21 protein-coding genes and 1 pseudogene are annotated in these 22,284 nt (G+C 66.6%); 9 read left to right on the top strand and 13 right to left on the bottom strand.

From position 1 onward, the window contains the following. Position 1: 1 nt before the first annotated feature. From W7S_RS07115 to W7S_RS07095, 5 genes and pseudogenes are all read right to left on the bottom strand, one after another. Entirely contained in the window at positions 2–1,906 is a 1,905-nt protein-coding gene (locus W7S_RS07115; RefSeq protein ID WP_036428662.1) for a YhgE/Pip domain-containing protein, read from the bottom strand. Between the two features lie 3 nt (positions 1,907–1,909). Next, complete coding sequence (locus tag W7S_RS07110; protein ID WP_008255000.1) at positions 1,910–2,587, bottom strand: hypothetical protein; 678 nt, start codon at positions 2,585–2,587, stop codon at positions 1,910–1,912. Continuing rightward, positions 2,574–3,230 carry a TetR/AcrR family transcriptional regulator gene (locus tag W7S_RS07105; RefSeq protein WP_008254998.1) on the bottom strand — a complete coding sequence of 219 codons (657 nt, stop codon included), beginning with the start codon at positions 3,228–3,230 and terminating at the stop codon, positions 2,574–2,576. Before W7S_RS07105 ends, W7S_RS07110 begins: the two co-directional genes overlap by 14 nt. Before the next feature lie 46 nt (positions 3,231–3,276). Beyond that, positions 3,277–4,097, bottom strand: a pseudogene (locus W7S_RS07100) (SDR family NAD(P)-dependent oxidoreductase). A gap of 16 nt (positions 4,098–4,113) precedes the next feature. Further along, positions 4,114–5,337 carry a cytochrome P450 gene (locus W7S_RS07095; RefSeq protein ID WP_020822050.1) on the bottom strand — a complete coding sequence of 408 codons (1,224 nt, stop codon included), beginning with the start codon at positions 5,335–5,337 and terminating at the stop codon, positions 4,114–4,116. Positions 5,338–5,530: 193 nt separating this feature from the next. Between W7S_RS07095 and W7S_RS07090 the strand changes: the two genes are divergently transcribed. Beyond that, positions 5,531–7,027 (top strand): acyl-CoA carboxylase subunit beta, encoded by a 1,497-nt coding sequence (locus tag W7S_RS07090; protein WP_008254993.1) that lies wholly within the window; start codon positions 5,531–5,533, stop codon positions 7,025–7,027. Positions 7,028–7,096: 69 nt separating this feature from the next. On the opposite strand, the gene W7S_RS07085 is transcribed toward W7S_RS07090, so the two are convergent. Genes W7S_RS07085 through W7S_RS27765 form a run of 6 tightly spaced genes read right to left on the bottom strand, consistent with a single transcriptional unit; the run spans position 7,097 to position 11,732 of the window. Continuing rightward, the gene (locus tag W7S_RS07085; RefSeq protein ID WP_008254991.1) at positions 7,097–8,140 is read right to left on the bottom strand and encodes a TIGR03857 family LLM class F420-dependent oxidoreductase; all 1,044 of its coding nucleotides are present in this window, start codon (positions 8,138–8,140) and stop codon (positions 7,097–7,099) included. Next, positions 8,137–8,517 carry a nuclear transport factor 2 family protein gene (locus tag W7S_RS07080; protein WP_008254988.1) on the bottom strand — a complete coding sequence of 127 codons (381 nt, stop codon included), beginning with the start codon at positions 8,515–8,517 and terminating at the stop codon, positions 8,137–8,139. The genes W7S_RS07085 and W7S_RS07080 overlap by 4 nt, the downstream gene beginning before the upstream one ends. Then, complete coding sequence (locus W7S_RS07075; RefSeq protein WP_008254986.1) at positions 8,517–9,638, bottom strand: PHB depolymerase family esterase; 1,122 nt, start codon at positions 9,636–9,638, stop codon at positions 8,517–8,519. The genes W7S_RS07080 and W7S_RS07075 overlap by 1 nt, the downstream gene beginning before the upstream one ends. 18 nt (positions 9,639–9,656) lie before the next feature. Then, positions 9,657–11,276, bottom strand: coding sequence for an NAD(P)/FAD-dependent oxidoreductase (locus tag W7S_RS07070; RefSeq protein WP_008254984.1), 1,620 nt, complete (start codon positions 11,274–11,276; stop codon positions 9,657–9,659). Then, on the bottom strand, positions 11,269–11,535 hold the full coding sequence (locus W7S_RS27770) for a nuclear transport factor 2 family protein (RefSeq protein WP_369751727.1): 267 nt from the start codon (positions 11,533–11,535) through the stop codon (positions 11,269–11,271). The genes W7S_RS07070 and W7S_RS27770 overlap by 8 nt, the downstream gene beginning before the upstream one ends. Then, a complete protein-coding gene (locus W7S_RS27765; RefSeq protein WP_369751726.1) occupies positions 11,532–11,732 on the bottom strand; it encodes a nuclear transport factor 2 family protein in 201 nt (66 codons plus the stop codon). The genes W7S_RS27770 and W7S_RS27765 overlap by 4 nt, the downstream gene beginning before the upstream one ends. Before the next feature lie 85 nt (positions 11,733–11,817). Here W7S_RS27765 and W7S_RS07060 point away from each other — a divergent pair, with 85 nt between their 5' ends. Genes W7S_RS07060 through W7S_RS07035 form a run of 6 tightly spaced genes read left to right on the top strand, consistent with a single transcriptional unit; the run spans position 11,818 to position 17,045 of the window. Then, positions 11,818–12,825 carry a Rieske 2Fe-2S domain-containing protein gene (locus W7S_RS07060; protein ID WP_008254982.1) on the top strand — a complete coding sequence of 336 codons (1,008 nt, stop codon included), beginning with the start codon at positions 11,818–11,820 and terminating at the stop codon, positions 12,823–12,825. Then, complete coding sequence (locus tag W7S_RS07055; RefSeq protein ID WP_008254980.1) at positions 12,822–13,451, top strand: cysteine hydrolase; 630 nt, start codon at positions 12,822–12,824, stop codon at positions 13,449–13,451. The genes W7S_RS07060 and W7S_RS07055 overlap by 4 nt, the downstream gene beginning before the upstream one ends. Further along, positions 13,448–14,068 carry a PaaI family thioesterase gene (locus W7S_RS07050; RefSeq protein WP_008254979.1) on the top strand — a complete coding sequence of 207 codons (621 nt, stop codon included), beginning with the start codon at positions 13,448–13,450 and terminating at the stop codon, positions 14,066–14,068. The genes W7S_RS07055 and W7S_RS07050 overlap by 4 nt, the downstream gene beginning before the upstream one ends. 8 nt (positions 14,069–14,076) lie before the next feature. Continuing rightward, on the top strand, positions 14,077–15,729 hold the full coding sequence (locus W7S_RS07045; protein ID WP_041298175.1) for an acyl-CoA synthetase: 1,653 nt from the start codon (positions 14,077–14,079) through the stop codon (positions 15,727–15,729). A gap of 3 nt (positions 15,730–15,732) precedes the next feature. Continuing rightward, positions 15,733–16,206, top strand: a complete 474-nt coding sequence (locus tag W7S_RS07040) for an SRPBCC family protein (RefSeq protein WP_008254977.1) — start codon at positions 15,733–15,735, stop codon at positions 16,204–16,206. Continuing rightward, positions 16,203–17,045 (top strand): SDR family oxidoreductase, encoded by an 843-nt coding sequence (locus tag W7S_RS07035; RefSeq protein WP_008254976.1) that lies wholly within the window; start codon positions 16,203–16,205, stop codon positions 17,043–17,045. The genes W7S_RS07040 and W7S_RS07035 overlap by 4 nt, the downstream gene beginning before the upstream one ends. Here W7S_RS07035 and W7S_RS07030 read toward each other — a convergent pair whose 3' ends face one another. Then, on the bottom strand, positions 17,046–18,248 hold the full coding sequence (locus tag W7S_RS07030; protein WP_008254974.1) for a cytochrome P450: 1,203 nt from the start codon (positions 18,246–18,248) through the stop codon (positions 17,046–17,048). Continuing rightward, positions 18,245–19,741, bottom strand: a complete 1,497-nt coding sequence (locus W7S_RS07025) for an aldehyde dehydrogenase family protein (protein WP_080749705.1) — start codon at positions 19,739–19,741, stop codon at positions 18,245–18,247. Before W7S_RS07025 ends, W7S_RS07030 begins: the two co-directional genes overlap by 4 nt. A gap of 90 nt (positions 19,742–19,831) precedes the next feature. Here W7S_RS07025 and W7S_RS07020 point away from each other — a divergent pair, with 90 nt between their 5' ends. Beyond that, on the top strand, positions 19,832–21,040 hold the full coding sequence (locus W7S_RS07020; protein ID WP_008254970.1) for a cytochrome P450: 1,209 nt from the start codon (positions 19,832–19,834) through the stop codon (positions 21,038–21,040). Between the two features lie 22 nt (positions 21,041–21,062). After that, complete coding sequence (locus W7S_RS07015; RefSeq protein ID WP_008254969.1) at positions 21,063–22,277, top strand: CaiB/BaiF CoA-transferase family protein; 1,215 nt, start codon at positions 21,063–21,065, stop codon at positions 22,275–22,277. Positions 22,278–22,284 lie beyond the last annotated feature (7 nt).

Below are 22,284 nucleotides of genomic sequence, written 5' to 3'. Positions count from 1 at the left end.
CTTACATCTTGATCGCGGGGATCAGCCTACTGAGATTCCAGAGCCGGTCTCGTCGCGCCGACAGGCAGGAGATCGCCAGTGCGACAGCGGTTATCGCGGCCAGCACGATGATCGCCTGCCATAGTCGGGCGTCGATGCCGCCGAGGATGAGCTGCCGGAGCCCGTTGACGCCATAGGTCATCGGGTCGAAGCGGTGCAGGATCTGGAACGGCCGTGATGTGGTTTCCACGGGGTACATGCCGCCCGCGCTGACGAGCTGCAACATGAGCAGAGCCATGATCAGCACCCGGCCCACCGCTGGACCGACAAGCGCGTTGATCGCCTGCGTCGCGGCTACGAACGCACCGGAGATCAGCACCATGAACCCCAGCATGGCCGCGGGATGGACGGCGTGCATACCGAGGGCGAACCGGACCACGCAGTAGAGAATGACGGCTTGGAATAGCGCGATCGCGGCGGCGGGCAGGTAGCTGGCGAGCACCACGCGGAATGCGAGCACCTCCGCCGCGATCGGGCGAGACTGCAAGGGCCGCAGCACCATCCACAGCACCAACGCACCGAAGAACAAGGCGAGCGTGAGGAAGAACGGAGCCATCCCGGTGCCGAAGTTGGGCGCGGCGTTCTCATGTGAAGCCTCGAGTTGCACCGGACCACCAATGGTTTCGGCGACCGCATCCTTTTGCTGGCTTGTCCAGTTGGGTACCTGCTTGGCCCCGTCGGCGAGTTTGGTCGCCAGCTCGGCCGATCCCGCCTTGAGTTGTCGTGCGCCGTCGTCGAGCTTGGCGATGCCACCGGCCAATTCGGCGTTGCCGGTGGCGACTTGCTGGGCTCCGTCGCGCAGCTGGGTGAGCTTGTTCGTCAGCTCCTGTCCCTTGCTGCCGACCTGGTCGAGCGCCGACCCCAGGGGGCTGCCCGGGTTCCGCAACCCCGATGTCATGGCGATCGCCGCGTTCTGCGCGTCGGTGAGCTGCTGGCGGATCTGAGGCGTGAATTGGTGACCCCGGAGCTGATCTTGGATGCCGCGCAGGTTGTTCGCCAGCGGATCCTGTCGTGCGGAGAGCTGGTCGATCACCGATGACAGCGAGTTTGCGGCGGCATCCTGCGCCCCGGCGATGGCACCGAGTTGGTCGTTGGCCTGCGCAAGAGCTGCCGCGCCCTGTTGCAATTGCTGCGTGCTGCCGCCGATTTGCGATACCGCCTTGGTCACCGCGAGCAGCGGGTCGGTGGCCTGGTTGATTCCGTCTGACAGTTGCTTGGCACCGGTGGCAAGCGTTGCCGAGCCGGATCGCGCGGTGTCCAGGCCGGACACCAGCTGACCGGCGCCGTCATCGAGTTGCGCGGCCCCGTCGGCGGCCTGCTTGATACCCGATCCCGACGAAACCACCACCGACAGCATCTGATTGACGGCCTGTCCCGAGATCCGGCTGGACACGGCGTTGAGCACCTGGCCGATGGCGGTACGACCGATACTCGTCGAGATGTAGTTGTTGGCGTCGTTGTAGACGGCGATCAGGTTGGCCTTCTTGGGTTGCCCGGTCACCGGCGACGCGATGGCCGCGCTGAAATCGGGCGGTAATTCGACCATGAAGTAGTACTTGCCGTGGTCGACTCCGTTGCGTGCCTCCGGTAGGTCCACGACGTGCCAGTCAAGGCCGCCGTCCGCGGTCAGGCTCTTGGCGATCTCCGCGCCGGCGTTGAACTGTTGCCCGGATACGACGGCACCACGATCGGAGTTGACCAGCGCCACGGGCATCTTGTTGGTGTGGCCGAACGGATCCCAGAACGCCCACAGGTACAGCGCCCCGTACACCAGGGGCAGCAGCATCAGTACGACGATGGCCACGCGTGTCAATCGGCTACGGCCGAAACGTTTGATCTCCGAGCCAAAGGCGAGTCCAGCCAACATCGTTCAGCCCTCTCCGGTCAGGATGCGGTGATCGTGTAGTTCGTGGTCGGGCGCCTCCGTGCCGAGCGGGTTGGTCACCCCGACGACGACGGTGCGCTGCTCGGCGATCACGCCGAGCCTGTCGGCCGCGATCGTTCGCCGGGAATTGTCGCGAACCTGTTCGAGGTCGCCGACCACCAGGATCGGCCGATTCGACAACAACGCCAGCGTGATGCGCAGCAGAAACAGTTCGAGGTCTGACAGTTCGACGATGTAGGTGTCGCCGGACGGCGGGGCCATCTCGCCGAAGACCTCGGCCAGCTCGGCCGGACCCGATTGAAGCGGCACCGACGAATACCACGGCGCCAGCCACCGCCGTTGCTCGGCGAGCACGGTCTCCACGGTCACCGAATCCTCCAGCTCGTCGATGCCTTCGAAGGCCGCGATCGAGCACTGCCGGCGGATCGCGCGCGGAGTTGTTTCGCCGAGGACGGTGAGCGTGCCGTGGCTCGGCCTGAAACGTCCCGCGAGCGTCAGCAGCAGTGTGGTCTGCCCTGGGCCCCCGGGCATCTGAATCGCGTGAAATCCCGACGTCAGGGTTAGGTCGACCCCCGAAAAGAGCGGCCCGTGCTCACCGTCGACCCCCAATCCGCGGGCGATGATCACCGGCGCCGCGGCGTCCGGCCCGTCATTCGTACCCATGGTGAGGCCCTCCCTGACCGGCGGAAGCCCGAATCGATCCCAGCACCGCGGTGACCAGCTGCGCTAGCAGGTCGGGGTTGATGGTCCCGGGACGCAGGACCTCTTCCATCGCCACGCCGAGGTTGATGGTGACGACGAGCTGGGCGAGGTCGGCGAGCTCTCGATCGGATGCCACGGACGGGCTCGATTTGGCGATGTGCACCGCTTGGTGGGCGGCGGCGGCGCGGCGGCGTTCGATGAGGCGCTCGCGCAGCTGGTTGTCGCGCTGGGCGCGCAGCCAGTATTCGACGAACAGCACGTAGAAATCGGAATGGTCGCGAACTGCGTCCAGCCATGACCGGCTCAATTCCCGTGCGGCCGCCCCGGTGTCGCCGCCGCTGCTGTCCAGCGCTGTGGCGATCTGCTCGCCGCGGAGCTCGAACTCGCGGTCGAGCAGGGCTAAAAACAGCTCATCTTTGGATTCGAAATTCGAGTAGACCGCGCCCTTGGTGAAACCGGCGGCCTGGCCGATGGCATCGATGGTGGCCCCGGCGAAGCCTTCGGCGGCGAAAACCTTCGCCGCCGCGTCCAGGATGCGGTCGCGAACCTCGCCGCGGGTGGGGCGGGTTCGGTGCGGCTTGACAGGAGACATGGTCAGCAGCATACTCCACGGTATCGAATGGATACTAATGAGTATCGAAAGGATGGCGCTAAGAAAGCTTGGCCAGGGTGTGATCCCAGAGTTCGCGTGCGAGGATCGGATCGTAGGCCGCCCGATTGGCTTTGGCGACTTTGCCTTTCGCGTAGTATTCGCCGACCGCCCAGTCGACGCCGGGCACGCTGGTCGCCAACCAGACCAGCTGATCGGCGCCATCATCCGCGGACTTGATCATTCGGCTGACGGGCGTGCGTTGCATGGTAGTCAAAACCGCGAGCCGGACGAATGACCGATATTGGTGTTGACGAAACCGGGGTGAACCACTGCCACCGAAAGGCCATCGGCCCGATACCGGCGATCTAATTCCTTGGTGAACAAGATGTTTGCCAACTTCGCCACCGCGTAGGCGGTGCTGGGCCGGCGCCGTGCCGTCGTGTCGAAATCGGCGAGCTTGACGTTGCGCAGCAGCCGCTGTGACGAGCTGGACGTGTTGACGATCGTGGCGCGTGACTCCAGCAGCACGTCCAGCAATTGGGTGGTCAACAGGAACGGCGCCAGGTAGTTGACCTGATAGGTGCGTTCGTAGCCGTCGGGGGTCAGCTCGATCTTGCTGGCCATCCTGCCCGCATTGTTGAGCAACACGTCGATACGCGGGTGTTGCGAACGAATCTTGCCCGCCAGGGCCCGCACCTGCGACAGGTCGGCGTAATCGACGACGAAGTGGTCCGCGTCCAATTCGGCGGCCACCGTGGCGGTCTTGGTTGGGGAGCGGCCCACCACGACGATCCGCTCGCCGGCGCGGCAGAGGCGACGCGCCGCAGCCGCGCCGATGCCGTCGCTGGCACCCGTGATGACAATCGTCCTTGACGTCACCGCGGAAGTGTATCGATCACCGCCGCAGTGAGTAACGAACCGGCAGATGCTTGAGCCCGCCGACGAAGGTGGTGGCGACCAGCTCCGGATCACCGGTCAGTTCAATGGTTTCCAGGCGTGGCAGCAGCTCGGAGAAGAAGCTGCTGACCTCCATGCGGGCCAGCGCCGCACCCATGCAGAAGTGCACGCCGTAGCCGAAGGCCAGGTGCTTGTTGGGGTCGCGACCGACGTCGAAGCGGAACGGGTCGTCGAAGACTTCCTCGTCGCGGTTGGCCGATACGTAGGACAACAGCACGGATTCGCCTGCGGCGATGGGCACCCCGCGCACCACGGTGTCGCTGGCGGCGGTGCGCATGAACTCCTTGACCGGGGTGACCCAGCGGATCATCTCGTCGGTGGCCAGCGGCATCAGGTCGAGGTTGTCGCGCAGGCGTTGCAGCTGGTCGGGGTTCTCGATGAGCGCCTGCAGGCCGCCGGAGATGGTGGCGCTGGTGGTGTCGTGGCCCGCGGTGGCGACGATCAGGTAGTAGGAGACAGTATCGATGTCCGACAGCGGTTCGCCGTCCACGCGGGCGTTGGCGATCGCCGAGGCGAGATCCTCGGTCGGGTGCTCGCGGCGCGACGCCGTCACGCCGTTGAAGTACTGGAACATGTCGAACAACGCCGGCAGCTGATCCTCGTTGGAGCTGCCGCGCTTGAATTCGGAATCGTCGCTGCCGAACAGTTCCTGGGTCAGCTTGAGCATGCGGGGAAAGTCTGCCTCGGGCAGGCCCAGCAGCGACATGATCACATAGAGCGGGTAGTTGACCGCGACCTCCTGAACGAAGTCGCATTCCGGACCGGCCGCCATCATCTTGTCGACGTAGATCTTGGCCAGTTCGTCGACGCGAACCTTCAAGGCCCGCATCGCCTTCGGGCGAAACCAGTCCGAGCCGATCGCGCGCACCACCCGGTGCTGCGGGTCGTCCATGTGGATCAGCGTGCGCACACCCGCGGCGGCCTGCATCTCGTCGCCTTCGGCGGTCGTGAGCACCGGACGCGGCCAGTTGGTGAAGAGCATGTTCTCACGCTCGATGTCCATGATGTCGGCGTGTTTGGTGATCGCCCAGAACGGCCGGTAATTCGGGACCTCCACCCACGACACCGGGGCGTTGGCGCGCAGGTGCGTCAACGCCGCGTGCAGCCCCTGCTCGTCGGTGTACGCCAACGGGTCCGCCAGCAGGTTGGCGGCCTCGTCCATCGTGGTTGCGCTCACTGGTGAAACTCCTCGATTCGGGGCGCCCCCGCCGGCCGAAGACGGACCTTGAGGCGGGGCGCGTCAGGCATGCGGGTAACTTTACAGTAAGCAATCCAGTATGTGACCCCGCAATCCGTGGGGCGTCGCCACCTGAGATTCGTCGCGCGACGGATCCTCGATGAGGTAGGACATAGGCATGCCGAAAGCCCAGGACTGGGGAGAAACGCTCGACGATCTCGAGCGCCGCCGTCAGCACGCGTTCGAAATGGGCGGGCCGGAGCGGCTCGACAAGCACCGCAACAAGGGCAAGCTCGACGCCCGCGCGCGGATCGAGTACCTCCTCGACCCGGGCACGTTCCGCGAGCTCGGCACCCTGGTCGGTGGTGAGACCGCGGCCGACGGGCTGGTCGTGGGCTCCGGTGAGATCAACGGCTCACCGGTGATGCTGGGCGCCGAGGACTTCACGACCCTGGCCGGCAGCATCGGTCCCGGCGGCAATTCCAAGCGGTACCGCATCGCCGAACTGGCCCTGCGCGACAAGATCCCGCTGGTCATGCTGCTCGAAGGCGCCGGCTTTCGCCCCACCGGCGGGCACTATGGGCGCACGCCGACCGACCTGCTCGCGCAGGCGCAGTGCTCGGGGCGCGTCCCGACCGTCGCCGCCGTCCTCGGCCCCTCGGCCGGGCACGGCGCCCTGGTGGCCCCGGTTTGCGATTTCCGAATCATGAGCCGGCAGGGCGCGATCTTCACCGCCGGTCCCCCCGTCGTCAAAGAGTCGACCGGAGAAGACATTTCGAAGGAGGACCTGGGCGGGCCGGACGTCGCTCTGCCCAGCGGCGTGATCCACAATGTCGCCGAGGACGACGAAGCGGTGCTCGACGACGTCCGCCGCTACCTGTCGTACTTCCCGCCCAGCGCCTGGTCGTACCCGTCGCCGCAACCGTCCGGTGCGGCCGCTGACCCGCGGGCGACGCCGGAGCTGCTCGACATCGTCTCCCGGGACAACCGCCGGGTGTACGACATGCGCGCCGTGCTCGACGTGGTCTTCGACAGCGCCGACTGGTTCGAGGTGCAGCCCCAGTTCGGCAGGGCGATGGTCTGCGCACTCGCCCACCTCGGCGGCCACCCGGTCGCGGTGGTGGCCAATCAGCCCCAGGTGCTCGCGGGCTCCATCGACGCCGACGCCGCGGACAAGGCGGCCCACTTCATCATGGTGGCGGATTCCTTCCACCTGCCGATCGTGTTCCTCGCCGACAATCCGGGCATGCTGCCCGGCAGCCGATCCGAGCGCGCCGGCGTGCTGCGTGCCGGTGCGCGGATGTTCGCGGCGCAGACGGCCGCCACCACGTTGAAGCTGCACCTCACGCTGCGTAAGGCGTACGGGTTCGGCTCGATGGTCATGTCGCTGTTGGGTTTCGATCATCAGGTCGCGACCTTCGCCTACCCCGGCGCGACGATGGGCGCCATGAGCGCCGCGGCGCTGAGCCGCGCCTCACACGCCGGCGAAGACCTCTCGGCCAAGCTGCGCAACGCCGAGCTGGAGGCGTCCTATCGATCGGCCGAACACATGGGGTTCGACGAACTCATCGATCCCCGCGAGACGCGCGATGCGTTGCTCGCGTCCTTGAAGCGTGGCCTGTCGAGCAGGCAGGCCGCCGCGGAGCCGGTATCCCGGACCGTGATCCTGCCCTGAATTTTCTGCCGAGCAGACGCAGAATCGCATGAATCAGGTGTCAACAGTGCGATTCCGCGTCTGCTCGCGCTACTTCGCCGCGCGATACGCCGCGACGATCGGCTCGAGCTCGTCGGGCGTGGCGCCGTGCATGATGACCGCGTCGGCGCCGTAGTCGAACTCCTTGCGGATGCGGTCCACGCACTGTTGGGCGGACCCGGTGGCCGAGGGCTCCAGCCATTCGTCGGGAATCAGCGTCGCAATGTGCTCGATCTGCTCGGGCGTCCCCTTGTGGTCGATCCCGCCCGCGATCGACGTGACCACCGGGTCTTCCCGGAACCGCTGCAGCACAGCGGGATCCCAGTCATTGGTTCGGACAAGCAGATCGCCGTAGCCCTGCAGGTAGGTGGCCAGCCGCGCGACGGTCTTCTTCAGCCGCAGCTCTTCGGGCAGGTGGTCCCCGACGGTCGCGAAGCACGACCACACCCGCACGCTGTCGGGGTCGCGGCCCGCCTTCTCCGCGGCGGACTTCACGGTTTTGACGCTGCGCTGCAAGGTCTCCGGGGTGAAGTAGGTGTGCAAAATGACGTCGTCGAATACGCGGCCGCCGAGCGCGAGCGTGTTGGGTCCGAAGGCCACCAGGGCCAACCGGATGTCTTCGTTGAAGTCCGGATCGAGAAAAAGGATGGGGTACTTGCCCATCGGGCCGTCGTGGTTGAAGATCAGCTCGCCGTGCCAGAGCCGGCGCATGACTTGGGCCCAATCCTCCATTTGCGCCGTCGTCACCGCCGGGATACCGAAGGCCCCGTAGATCGCTGCGATGCCCCGGCCGACGCCCAGGGTGAACCGGCCGCCGGAGAGACGATGCATGGTGGTCGCCCACGATCCCGTGATGAGCGGGTGGCGGGTGTTGTGATTGGTTGCGGCGGTGGCGATCTGCATGCGAGTGGTCACCGCGCACGCCGCCCCGACTAGAGACGAGGCCTCCTTGACGTTCCAGCGCTCGGAGATGAATCCGGTGCCGAAGCCCAGTTCCTCGCCACGGCGGGCCTCGTCCATCAAGGTCGCCGGGCCCTCCCCACCCGCGCCGGCCAGCAGATAGAAGCCCAGTTCATCAAGCGTACGGTCACTCAATTCCAAACCCCTTGCTGGTAGCCGCAGTTCCAAACCTCGGTAATTTTGCCATCGACCACGCGGAACACCTCGATGCTGGCGATGTTGGTTTCGGTGCCGTCCTTGGTTTTGATTGTCGAGTCGTAGACGATCGCCACGTGTTCGCCGTCGTCGCCCTCGATGACGACGTTGAGGTCGAAGTGCAACGATTCGGCCGCCTGCCACATGTCCACCACCCGCTGGACCGCTTCGGCGTGGGTCAGCGTGCGGGAGGAACCGACCTCGTGCCGAATGACGGTGTCGCCCAACAACTCCTCGGCCAGCTCGATGTTGCGTTCGTTCCACACGACCAGGTTGTAGAGTTCGACGACGGTGCGCGCCGTCCAGGTGGGCGCCATCAGCCGGGCACCGCGTCGCGCAGGAACCGGTCGGTGATGCGCTGCACGCGCCGGGAGAAGATGTGCCCGACGTGGCTGCCGTCGTACCAGTACAACTGGCCGCCCCACCGTTCCTGCAACGCGTTGGCGGGCTCGCGCATCGCCATCCGGTCGTGCCACGCCCCGACGATCAGCCGGCGTTCCGGCGGCGGCGACGGCGTGACGGCCAGGGGGTCGATCACCGAGGTCAGCTGGGTGACGACGGGAGATTCCAGCAGCTCGCGGAATCCGTCGCGCGAGGGCCCCCAGCGCTGCAGGTGCCGCGCGATCATCGCGTTGAGTCCCAGGATGGGCGTGTACAGGGCCACCGCATCGATCTGTTTTTCCAGATGCGAGACCAGCGCGGCCACGGGGCTGCCCATCGAAATCCCTGCCACCACAACGGCGGTGCCTTGCCCCTGTGCCCAGCGCACCACGGCGCGCACCTCCGAGACGACCCGCATCATTCCCGCGACGTTGCCGAGCGGATCCATGTCGGGGTACGCCGGCCAGTGCCGGCGCCGACACCCGTGACCGGGCTGCACCGGCAGCGCGATGTTGAAACCCAGCTTGCGATGTATCCGGCCGATGCCGGACATCAGCAGGTCTTCGGTGCCGCCCTGGCCGGCGCCGTGCACCCATACCAGCCAGGGGCGGGGGCCGTCGCCGTGCCGGCACACGTGCACCACCGCCCGTGCCGGGCCGCCCAAGCCGTCGGCCTCCAAGCTCGGCGGCAGCGCGGGATCGTGTTCGAAAGTCACCCGTTCGTAGGCCAGGCCGGCGATGCGGTGCCGGCGTATCGAGGCTTCCCGCAACGGTTTCGGGTCGCCATGCGCGCGGTCGATGCCGAGCGCCGAGAGCTCCTCGGCCGCCGCAATGCAGGCATCGAGCGGCCGCATCGCCGCGGGGCTCCCGCCGAGCAGCGAAAAGCCGCTCAGCACAAGCTCATCGAGCATGACCTCACCGAACTGGCGCGCACCGCGCGGCGACAACGGGGACCAATTAGTGGACTCCTGCAGACCGGCCACGGTGCGCGGCACCAGCATTCCGAGTTCCCGGGCCGCGTCTTTGGCCAGGCTCAGCCCGTTCCATGCCTTCGCCATGTCGCTCACCTTCAACAGCTACGCCAGTTTGAACCCGGTGTATCCGCTTGCCGCGATCTCGTCGCAGCGCCGCCGGTATTCGGGGATTCCGCCGGTGTAGCCCATGTACATCCGTTTCTTGCCGGGCACGTTGCCACCGTTGTACCAGGAGTTGCACGACGGATGCACCAGCACCGTCGGCGCAACAAGCGCCGTGGCGTGGTCGATCCACTCCTGCTGAGCGGTGCTCAATGCCTCGATGGTGCGGATGTCGTGGGCGCGCAGATACGCGAGGCAGTCGCCGATCCACTCCACGTGCTGCTCGAGGGCGGCGACGAAGTTCGTCGCGGCGCTCGGGCTGCCGGGGCCCTGAACCGTAAAGAGGTTCGGGAACCCGGCGACCGCCAGACCCAGATACGACAGCGGGCCGTCGGTGGCCCAGAATTCGCCGAGCGAGACGCCGCCGCGGCCGCGGACGTCGATCCGGCTGAGCGCGCCGGTCATGGCGTCGAACCCGGTGGCGTAGACGATGACGTCGAGCTCGTGCAGCCGGTCCTCGGTGCGGACACCGGCGGGCGTGACCTCGCGGATCGGCGACTTGCGCAGGTCGACCAGTGTGACGTTGTCGCGGTTGAAGGTCTCGTAGTAGCCCTGGTCGATGATCGGTCGCTTACACGCGAACGGATGCACCGGCACCAGGGAGGCCGCGGTCTCCGGGTCCTTGACGATCCGCGCCACCGCCTCGCCGTACAGCTTGGCGGCCATCCGGTTGGCTTCGATGTCGAAGAAGATGTCGCCCCAGTTCAATGCGCCCATGACGCCGTGCTCCTCGATGGCGCGCAGTTGTTCTTCGCGCGTCGCCGACTTCAGCGGCGGCCTGCCCAGCATGTCGAGCAGGACGGAGAAGGCGCTCAGCCGGGCCGCGCCGATCGGGTGAGCGCGCTGGGCGGCACGGATCTCGCCATACCGGGCCTTCATGTCGTCAAGCTCGCCCGGCTCGAACCGATGCACCCGCCAGGGCAGGGTGTACGCGGGTGAGCGCTGAAACACCGACAGGTGCAGTGCTTCTCGGGCGACGACGGGGATGAGCTGGACGCCGGTCGAGCCGGTACCGATGACGCCGACGCGCTTGCCGGTCAGGTCAAAGCCTTCGGGCCAGCGGCTGGTGAACAGCGACGTCCCGGCGAACGTGCCCATGCCGGGGATGTCGGGTTCCAGCGGCACCGACAGGATGCCGGAGGCGGCGACGACGAAGGGAACGCGGAAGATTTCGCCGGCTTCGGTGCGCACCGACCACGTCGCGGCTTCGTCGTCGAACGTCATCGCGACGACCTTGGTGCCGAATTGGATGTCACGACGCAGGTCGAGCCGGTCGGCCACGAAGTTCAGGTAGGCCTCGATCTCGGGTTGCGCCGGCATCGACTCGGTCCACACCCACTCCTGCTGAATCTCTTCGGAGAAGCTGTAGGAGTATTCGATGCTCTCGATGTCGCACCGCGCTCCGGGGTATCGGTTGAAAAGCCAGGTGCCGCCCACGTTTTCGGCCATCTCCACCACACGGGTGCGCAGCCCGAGTTCCCGCAGCCGGTGCAGCATGTACAGCCCGGAGAATCCGGCGCCGATGACGAGAACGTCGAACGGGGAATCGGCGTCAGCCATCGTCACCGCCGGTGATCTTCAAGATGGTTCGGGTGAGATGCAGGGTCTTGATCTGCCAACGACCGTCCCGCTTCTCATAGGTCTCGTGGTAGTGCCCGGCCCCGTACAACTCGCGGCCGTCACCGAAGATCAGCAGGTCCTCCATCGCCCAGATGCCGGTCGCGGTGGTGGCCGAGGTGAGCGTGATCTCGGGGGTGTGGCAGTGATGTTTGGTGGCCACGCCCTCGAGGCCGCCCATCACCATCGGTGCGAAGTTCACTGGCCCCCCTCGGCCCCTCTGTCGGACGGCGCGGTCTGGGGGTCCGCACCAGCGGTGGACACCGCCATGTCGAGCGTCACCACGACGTCGGCGGCGAACACTCCACGCCAGGACTCGAGGTCTTTGGTGTCCAGGAATCGGCAGTAGCGCGCCTTCAGTTGCCGGATGGCTTCCAGCTCGTCAGCCGCCTCGGTCATGTCACTCCCCTTGCCGCGCGTGGGCCGGACTGCTGAAATCTATACTGTAATGGATTTAGTATCAACGATCGCGGGAGGCGCCGACGTGAAAGTTCCCTTCACCTGGAAGGTCACGGGCTGGTTCATGGTCGGCTGGTCCCCGGAGTTTCCTGCCGGCGAGGTCCGGCCGCTGCATTATTTCGGCGAGGACCTGGTCGCCTACCGCGACGAGTCGGGCGAGCTGCACGTCCTGGAAGCGCACTGCAAGCACCTCGGCGCCCACATCGGCCACGGCGGCAAGGTGGTCGGCGACTGCGTCGAGTGCCCCTTCCACGGCTGGCGCTGGGGCCCCGACGGCGCCAACAAATACATCCCCTACCAGCCGGACCGACCCAACCGCGCGCTACACCTGAAGGTGTATCCCGTCCGCGAGCAATACGACTGCGTGTTCATCTGGCACCACCCGGACGGCAAGGAACCGCAGTGGGAAATGCCGGACATCTTCAGAAAGTTCCCCCAATTCGAGACCGATCCGGCGGCCTACTACCGGGCATATCCGGAGTTTTCCCGTCGCGCGGAGCGCGAGCCGGTGCATCCGCAGATCGTGGCCGAGAACGCCCCCGACAGCGCCCATTTCGAGTACGTGCACCACGCCACGGTGACACCCCGAGTCCTCGACTGGAAGATCGTCGACCACGAGTGGCAGTTCATCGCCGGCTGGCCTGATGCGAACAGCGACGACCCCGAGGACCTCGCGTTGCGGTTCCACAGCCACCTGTTCGGCCTCGGCGGGGCCATCAGCGTTTTCGAGGGCGCGCAGAATCACCGGCTGATCTTCACGTGCACACCGGTCGACGATGAGTGTTCGGACCTGTTCTACTCGATCTGGTGGCCGCGGATCCCCGGCGATGACTCCCCCGTGCCGGAGGGCAAACTCCGGGAGGTCATCGAGAAGCAGTTCTTGTCCACCGTGTTCGACGACCTGCAGATCTGGCGCTACCAAAAGTACGTAGAGCGTCCGCCGCTGTCCAAAGTCGACGCGAAAGGCTATATGGCACTGCGGAAGTGGGCGACGCAGTTCTATGACGTCGCGCCGGTGGACGCCCCCGCATGACGGACCCGCTGGCCGGACTGGCCGCACCCGAGCACACGGCAATCGTCACCCAGGAGTGCCAGGGCGCGGTGATGGGTCCTGATGCCGGACTGGCCATGCTCGCCGCGGAGGCTCGCCGCGAGGCGCTGCCCAACATCGCGCGCCTGCTGCCCGCGGCCCGGGCGGCCGGGGTGCGCGTTGTGCATTGCCTGGTGCAACGGCGGCCCGACGGGCTCGGCTCCAATCACAACGCGAAGATCTTCGCGATGGGCGGCGGCAACCGGGTGGACATCACGCCGGGCACGCCGGGTGCGGAGTTGCTGCCCGAATTAGGGCCGGAGCCTTCCGATTTGGTGTTGCGCCGCTGGCACGGCGTGGGCCCGATGGGCGGCACCGATCTGGACGCGGTGTTACGCAATCTCGGCGTGTCGACCATCGTCGTGGTGGGCGTTTCGCTCAACATCGCGATTCCCAACCTCGTCATGGACGCGGTCAACGCCGCCTACCGGGTGGTCCTGCCCCGCGACGCCGTGGCCGGCGTCCCCGCCGACTATGGTGCAGCGATCATCGCCAACACGCTGTCGCTGCTGGCCACCGTAACCAGCACCGACGATCTGCTGCAGGCCTGGGACAAGGGAGCCCGATGACCGATACCGCTCCGGAAGTTCGCGGCGGGTTCCCCGACGTCAAGCCCGTCGAGGACGCTCCCGCCGAGCTGGGCCCGTTCGTCGCCGCGCTGCGTCGCCTGCAGGACCTGACCGTGTCCACCAAGCCGGACCCCGCGCTGTGGGCCGCCGCGACCGCGCACCTGGAGAACGCCTGCGCGCTGCTGGACGGCCACCAGGTCCCGGAGATCGAAGCGGTGGCCGGCCGGGTGCTGACCCTGCCCGGGTTGGCCCATCCCCTCCTGCCGCCCTGGATGGTGACCGAGTCCGGCCCCGACGGTGTGAGGATGGCCGGGCATTTCACCGCCTCGCACATCGGCGGGAACCGGGCCGTGCACGGCGGCATGATCCCGCTGTTCTACGACTGGTTGTTCGGCATGGTGGTGTCCAGCGCGGATATCCGGCCGACACGCACGGCCTACCTGCACGTCGACTACCGGAATATCACCCCGATCGACCAGCCGCTGAGCGCTCAGGGGCGCATCACCAAAGCCGAGGGCAGGAAAGTTTTCATTGACGCTACTATGACAGACGCCGACGGCACGTTGCTCAGCGAAGCCAACGGCCTGATGGTTCGCCTGCTACCCCACCAGCCGTGAGAGGCATGATGTCCGACACCACAACAACATTCACGGTGCCTGCCGTCGCGAAGGCCGTCGCGGCGGCCATCCCCGACCGCGAACTCATCATCCATGGGGATCGCCGGTACACCTACGCGCAGGTGATCGACCGCTCCAACCGGCTGGCCGCCTACCTGCACTCGCAGGGGCTGGGGTGTCACACCGAGCGCGACGCGCTGGCGGGCCACGAGGTGGGCCAAGACCTGCTCGGCCTCTACGCCTACAACGGGAACGAATTCGTCGAGGCGCTGCTGGGCAGCTTCCAGGCGCGGGTCGCCCCGTTCAACGTCAACTTCCGCTATGTGAAAAGCGAGCTGCAGTATCTGCTGGCGGACTCGGGGGCCACCGCGCTGCTCTACCACGCCGCGTTCGCACCGCGCGTCGCCGAGATCCTCCCCGACCTGCCACAGCTACGCGTGCTGATCCAGATCGCCGACGCCTCGGGCAACGACTTGCTCGACGGCGCAATCGATTACGAGGCCGCCCTGGCATCCGTGTCCCCGGAACCGCCGCCGGTGCAGCACTCCGCCGACGACCTGTACGTCCTGTACACCGGGGGCACGACCGGCATGCCGAAGGGCGTGCTGTGGCGCCAGCACGACATCTTCATGACGTCCTTCGGCGGGCGCAACCTCATGACCGGCGAGCCGTCGCAGTCCATCGACGAGATCGTGGAGCGCGCGGCCGCGGGGCCGGGCGCCAAGCTGATGATCCTGCCGCCACTGATCCATGGTGCGGCCCAGTGGAGCGTGATGACCGCGATCACCACGGGCCAATCCGTCGTCTTTCCCACGGTCGTCGATCATTTGGACGCCGACGACGTGGTTCGCACCATCGAGCGGGAAAAGGTCGCGGTGGTGACGGTGGTCGGTGACGCGATGGCCCGCCCTTTGGTCGCCGCCATCGAGAAGGGGATCGCCGACGTGTCGTCGTTGGCGGTCGTCGCCAACGGCGGCGCCCTGCTGACCCCGTACGTCAAGCAGCGCTTGATCGAAGTGCTGCCGAACGCCGTCGTCGTCGACGGCGTCGGGTCGTCGGAGACCGGGGCGCAGATGCACCACATGTCGACCTCGGGGGCGGTCGCGACCGGCACGTTCAACGCCGGGCCGGACACGTTCGTGGCCGCCGAGGATCTGACGGCGATCCTGGAACCCGGGCACGAGGGGATGGGCTGGCTGGCCCAACGCGGGTATGTTCCGCTCGGCTACAAGGGCGATGCGGCCAAGACCGCCAAGACTTTTCCGGTGATCGACGGCGTTCGCTACGCCGTCCCCGGTGATCGCGCGCGCCACGGCGCCGACGGCTCCGTCGAACTGCTCGGCCGCGACTCGGTGACCATCAACTCCGGCGGCGAGAAGATCTTCGTCGAGGAGGTCGAAACGGCCATCGCGTCGCATCCCGCCGTGGCCGACGTGGTGGTCGCCGGGCGGCCGAGCGAACGGTGGGGCCAGGAGGTCGTCGCCGTCGTGGCGCTGGCCCAGGGCGCCCGCGCCGAGGCCGACGAGCTGGTGGCCCACGCCTCAAACACTTTGGCGCGCTACAAACTGCCCAAGGCGATCGTGTTCCGTCCGGTCATCGAGCGCAGCCCGTCGGGCAAGGCCGACTATCGGTGGGCGCGTGAGCAGGCGGTGAATGGCTGAGCGATGTCACTGCTGCAGAAGGACGAGACGCTGACGGCATCGACCGAGGTGCGAGCCTCCGCGGAACAGGTGTACGCCGTCGTCTCCGACGTCACGCGGATCCCGGAGTGGAGCCCGGAGACCGTGCGTGCCCAGTGGCTGGCTCCGGACCGTTTTCGGGCCTGGAACCGAAGGCGGCTGGGGCGGTGGCGGACCGAAGCGGTCGTCGCCGAAGCCGCACCGGGACAACGGTTCTCGTTCGTCGTTCAGGCCATGGGCGGGGACTGGACGCAGTGGACATATCTCATCGAACCCGGCTCCACCGCCGGCACATCGCGCCTCACCGAAGTCGTCCGGATGTGTGTCCCATTGCCATGGGCTGCAGTGGCGTTCGAGCGCCTCTTCTTGTTCATCCGGGATCGACGTAAAGATCTTCAAGCGAACCTCGAACTTTCGGTGGACCGGATCCGCACGATTGTCGAGGCAGGGAATCCATGAACTATCACGGGCGTATCGCTGTCGTCACGGGCGCCGGCTCCGGCATCGGCCGCGCACTGACGCAGGCTCTCACTCGCGGCGGGGCGCATGTCGCGGCCGCCGACATCGACGAAAAGGGCCTCAGCGAGACGCAAGCAACGAGCCCGCCGGGCCAGGTCACGCCGTACCGGGTCGACGTGGCGGACCGGGACGCGGTGCTGGGCTTCGCCGAAGACGTGCACCGGCAACTCGGGCCCGCCTCGATGTTGTTCAACAACGCCGGAGTCGACCTGTTCGCGAGCGTGGCGGACATGTCGTGGAAAGATTTCGACTGGCTCATCGGCATCAACATCGGTGGGGTCGTCAACGGCACCAAGGCCTTCCTGCCGCAACTCGTCGAGGCCGGTTCCGCCCAGCACCCGTCGCGGTTGGTGAACCTGTCCAGTGCCTTCGGATTGATCGCGGTGCCCTACCAAGGCGCCTACAGCACCGCGAAGTTCGCGGTGCGCGGTTTCACCGAGGCGCTGCGCCAAGAGATGATCATCGAACGTCACCCGGTGACCGTCCACTGCGTGCACCCCGGGGTGGTCAAAACCAACTTCGGGGCCAACATGCGCGCCGCCGAGACGGAGGACCCGGACCAGGCGGCCAAACTCTTTGCGCGCGCGGCAATCACCTCCCCCGAGAAGGCCGCCCGCCTCATTCTGCGTGGGGCCGAGAAGAACCGGGCGAGGATCCTCATCGGCCCCGACGGGCGCGTGATGGCGGCGATGCCCCGGCTGCTAGGCGCGCACTACGCCGCGGTGCAGGCCTATGCCGCGAGGGTGACGAATTCGCGTTCGGGGCGCGCCGGCGCCTGACTACGGCAATACCCGCACCGGGACGTTGTTCCAGCCCGCGACGTTTTGCATGTTGACACGACGGCAGCCCGCCCAGTCCACCTCATAGTGGGGCATGTGATCGAGCAGCTTCTGCAGTGCGACAGAGCTTTCCATGCGTGCCAGCGCCGCCCCGAGGCAGCTGTGGATCCCGTACCCGAATCCGAGGTTCTGCGCCTCGGTGCGGTCACGCTCGATGTCGAAGACCTCTGGCTTCGTCCACGCGTCGGGATCACGGTTGGCCGAACCCAGCAGCAAAAACACCGGCTTGCCGGCGGGGATGGTGACGCCGTGCAGGGTGACGTCTTCGCGCGAGCAGCGCACGTTGTACTGGTTCGGGGATTCGTAGCGCAGCACCTCTTCGACGGCCGCGGGGACCTTGCTGCGGTCGTCGAGCAGTTTCTGCCATTGCTCGGGATGGCGCGCAAACAGCACCACCGCGTTGGCCACCAGCTTGGTCACCGTCTCGGCGCCGGCCCCACCCAATAGCACGGCGAACTGGGCGATTTCGATATTGTCCAAGGCCGTGAGCTCACCGTTCTCGCGCTCGACGCGGGCCGCCACCAGGGCGCTGATCATGTCGTCGCGCGGGGCGGCCCTGCGCTCCTTCACCAACTGGTAGTAGGCGATCGCCATCTGCGTCGCGGCCTGCACGCCGGCCTCCGACATCTCGACCTCGCCCGGCTCGCGGTGCAGGAACGTGTCGAGCCACAGCCGGATCTGCTGACGGTCCTCTTCCGGCACCCCGAGCATCGTCGTGATGACCTCGACGGGGAACAACGCCGAGAAATCCTGGACGACATCGAATCCCGCGGGGTCGGTGGCGTCGAGATAGCGGTCGACCAGTCCGGTCACCAGCGGGCGCATCGCTTCGATCGCGCGCGGCGTGAACACCTTGTTGACCAGGCCGCGCATGTGCCGGTGCTCGGGCGGGTCCACCATGATGATCGACTTGTGCCCCATCGGTTCCTCGGAGCGCACCGCCGCGAGGTCCACGCCGCGCGCCGACGAGTACGTCTCGAAGTTCTTGTACGCCGCGGCGACGTCCACGTGGCGGCTCAGCGCGTAGAAGTCGTACCGTTCGCTGTAGTAGACCGGGGCTTCCTCACGCATCCGTCGGTAGGTTTCGTACGCCCCGTTGAAGAAGTCCTCCGAGAACGGGTCGAATTCCAAGGCGACGGTCATTTCGCAACTTTCTTGAGGCGGCGGTGCGTGCGGGCCCGCGCGATTCGCAGGGCGGTGTTGGCGTAGAACCGCAACGAACTGCCGAACGGCGGCGCCGCGGTTCCGGTGATGCTGAACGGCAGGTCATTGCCGACCACGGTGCGGTAATGGCTGAAGGTGTCGAACCCGGCCTTGCCGTGATAGGCGCCCATCCCGCTGCGCCCCACTCCCCCGAACGGCGCCGCGGATGGGATCATCTGCGCCGCAAAGTCGTTGCGGGCGACGCCGCCGCTGCGGGTGTTGCGGACAAAGCTGCGGAAATTCTCGTCGTCGGGACCGTACCAGTACGCCACCAGCGGCGCCGGCCGCCCGTTGATGTAGTCGATCGCCTCGTTCAGACGGGAGTAGCCCATGACGGTCAACACCGGGCCGAAGACCTCTTCGTCGGCGATCCGCATCCGGTCGTCGATGTCGCGGACAATGGTGGGCGCAATTTTGCGGCTGGCGCGGTCGGGCAGCGACTCGCCCTCCGGGCCAATCGTTTCCACGCGGGCGCCGTGTGCCCGCGCGTCGTCGATCAGTCGTACCACTCGGTCGAAATTGGCCTGGTTGACGCTGGAGCAGTAGTCGGCGTTGGCGATCACCGTCGGGAACATCCCGCGCAACGTTTCGCGGGCGGTGTCGACGAAGCTGTCGAGGTGGTCGTCGGGCACCATGACGTAATCGGGGCAGACGCATACCTGTCCGCCGTTGACCATCCGGGCCCGCGCGATGCGCGCCGCCGATCGCGCAATGTCGGCGCCCGGCGCAACCACCACGGGGTTCTTGCCGCCCAGTTCCAGGGTCACCGGAACGAGGTTCTGGGCGGCCGCGCGTTGGACCAACGCACCCACCGACGGCGAGCCGGTGAAGAACAGATGATCGAACGGCAACGCCGCGAAGGCGGCCGCGACGTCGGCGCCACCGGTGACCACGTCGAGCTCGGCCGGGTCGAAGTACTTGGGCGCGGTCGCCGCCATCAGATCCGCGGTATGCGCGGTGATCTCCGACATCTTGATCATCACCCGGTTGCCGGCGGCGAACGCCGCCGACGCGGGCAGCACCACGAGGTTGACCGGGAAATTCCACGGACCGATCACGCCGACGACGCCGAGCGGGGTGGGCTCGACTTCGGCCCGCAGGCCACACAGCCGCGCGGCGGGCATCAGTTTGGCCGGACGCATCCATTGCGCCACATGGGATCTGGTGTGCTCGACCACAGAAGTGATCCCGATGATCTCGGTGAACAACGAGGCCGCCTTGGACCGGGTGCCGTAGTCGGCGGCCATGGCATCGATGAACGCGTCGCTGTTGTCCAGCAGCAGCGCCATCAGCCGATCGATACGGTTGCGCCGGACCGCGGCGGTGGGCGGCCCCTCGGCCACAAAGGAGCGCCGTTGCCGGTCCAGCATCGCCCGTAAATCGGCTTGCCGCCGCCCCGCCGGACCGTCAACCTGTTGGCCAACTGAACCCATGGCTGCACAGCTTACGGCAGCCGTAGCCGCGTCGATATAGTCTACTGTAATCTTTACAGTACGACCGTGTACCCGAGCCGGAGAGCAGCCGTGGAAAGTCAGCTTCAGGATGCCGTCACCGGCGACAAGCCGGGCGACTACCTGCGCGACCCGTACCCCTACTTCGCGCGGAAGCGCAGCGAGGGCGGGGTTTTCCACGGCACCGTCATGGACTACTCCAAGACCCCCGAGTCGCTGCGACCCAAGCGGTCCTTCGCGGCGGTGTCCTTCGACGCGGTGAACAAGGCGTTTCGTGACGGCCGGGTGTTCAGTTCGGCGATGTACGACACCACCATCGGCCTGTTCATGGGGCCGACCATCCTGGCGATGGAGGGCAAAAAACACCGCGACCACCGCAACCTGGTGTCCGCGGCGTTCAAGTCCAAGGCCCTGGCCCGCTGGGAACCCACCGTCGTCCGGCCGATCTGCAACGCCCTCATCGACGAGTTCATCGACTCCGGCCGGGCCGATCTGGTCCGCCAATTCACCTTCGAGTTTCCCACCCGGGTCATCGCCACCCTGTTGGGTCTGCCGGCAGACGACCTGCCCATGTTTCACCGACGCGCGGTCGAACTGATCAGCTACGCCGTCAAATACGAACGCGCCTTCGAAGCGTCGGCGGCGTTGAAGGACTACTTCCTCGAGCAGATCGAAGCGCGCAGGGCCGAGCCGACCGAGGACATCATCGGCGACCTGGTCACCGCCGAGATCGACGGCGAAAAACTCAGCGACGAAGCCATCTACTCGTTCCTGCGCCTGCTGCTGCCCGCCGGGCTGGAAACCACCTATCGGTCCTCGGGCAACCTGCTGTTCCTGTTGCTCACCCACCCCGAGCAGCTCGCCGCGGTGCAGGCCGATCGCACCCTGATCGCACCGGCGATCGAGGAGGGCCTGCGCTTCGAGACGCCGTTGACCACGGTGCAGCGGTTCACCTCCGAAGACACCGAACTGGAAGGGGTCACGATCCCGGCCCGCTCGGTGGTCGACCTCTGCATCGGCTCGGCGAATCGCGACGGACACCGCTGGGAGCGCCCGGAAGAGTTCGACATCTTCCGTGCGCACGTGCCGCACATCTCGTTCGCCGCCGGGGAGCACACCTGCTTGGGTCTGCACCTCGCGCGCATGGAGACCCGGGTCGCGCTCGAATGCCTGCTGGATCGGGTGACCAACATCAAGCTGCTCACCGATGACGATCCGCATGTCCACGGTCAGCCGTTCCGTTCGCCGACCGCGCTTCCGGTTACGTTCGACGCGAAGTAGGGTCCCGGGAATGGTCAAGGTAATGCAGGGCTTTCGGGTCCTCGAGGTTGCGCAGTTCACGTTCGTCCCCGCCGCCGGCGCGATCCTCGCCGACTGGGGTGCCGACGTCATTAAGGTCGAGCATCCGGCGCGCGGCGATACTCAGCGTGGCTTCGTCAACATGGGTGGCTTCCAGCTCAATCCCGACCGGCATCCGCTGATAGAGCATCCCAATCGGGGCAAGCGCAGCGTCGGGATCGACGTCTCCACGCCGGGCGGTCAGGATGTGATCTACGAACTGGCCAAGTCCGCCGATGTGTTCCTGACCAACTACATGCCCGCGCAGCGGCAGAAGCACAAGTTCGACGTGGAGCACATCCGCGCGGTGAACCCGAACATCGTGTATGCGCGCGGCTCGGCCTACGGCGACAAGGGCGCCGAGCGTGACGTCGGGGGCTATGACGGGACGGCGTTCTGGACGCGCAGCGGGGTGGGGTACGCGCTGACCCCCGAGGAGTTGGGCGGTGCACTGGGACAGGGCATTCCCGCGTTCGGGGACTCCATTGGCGGCATGTTCATCGCCGGCGGCATCTCGGCCGCGCTGCTACACCGCGAGCGGACCGGCGAAGCGCTCGAGCTGGACGTGTCGTTGCTGAGCACGGCGTGGTGGGCGGCGGGCGCGAGCGTGACGCAGGGCATGGAAACCGGCGAGGTCATGCGCACCCCGATGCCCGGATCCGCGGCCGCATCGGTGAATCCCTTCCTGGGCAACTACTTAACCTCCGATGGTGGCACGATCAACCTGTGCATCGTCAGCCCGACGGGCTACATTCGCGACACCTTCGAGCACCTCGGCATCCCCGAGGCGGCCGACGATCCCCGTTTCTGCGACGTGCTGCCGTTGATCCAAAACGCCGACGCTGCCGCCGAGCTGATCGCAAAGGCCTTCGCCGGCAAGCCCTTCGACTACTGGCGACAGCACCTGAAAACGATGAAAGGCCAGTGGGCGCCGTTCCAGAGCCTCCTCGATCTGGCCGACGACGAGCAAGCCGTCGCCAACGACATGATCGTCGAAGTCGAGTCCAACGACGGCGGTGCACCATTCAAGGTCGTCCGCGGGCCGGTGCAGTTCAACCACGAACCGCTCGTTACCACCCGGGCCCCGCAAGCATCCGAGCACACCGAAATCGTCCTGATGGAACTCGGGATGGACTGGGACCGCATCGCCGAACTCAAAGACTCAGGAGCCATCGCATGAATGAGGA

Origin of the sequence: Mycobacterium sp. MOTT36Y (genome assembly GCF_000262165.1) — a bacterium.
Classification (GTDB): domain Bacteria; phylum Actinomycetota; class Actinomycetes; order Mycobacteriales; family Mycobacteriaceae; genus Mycobacterium; species Mycobacterium intracellulare.
This window is presented reverse-complemented; position numbering and strand designations above follow the sequence as displayed.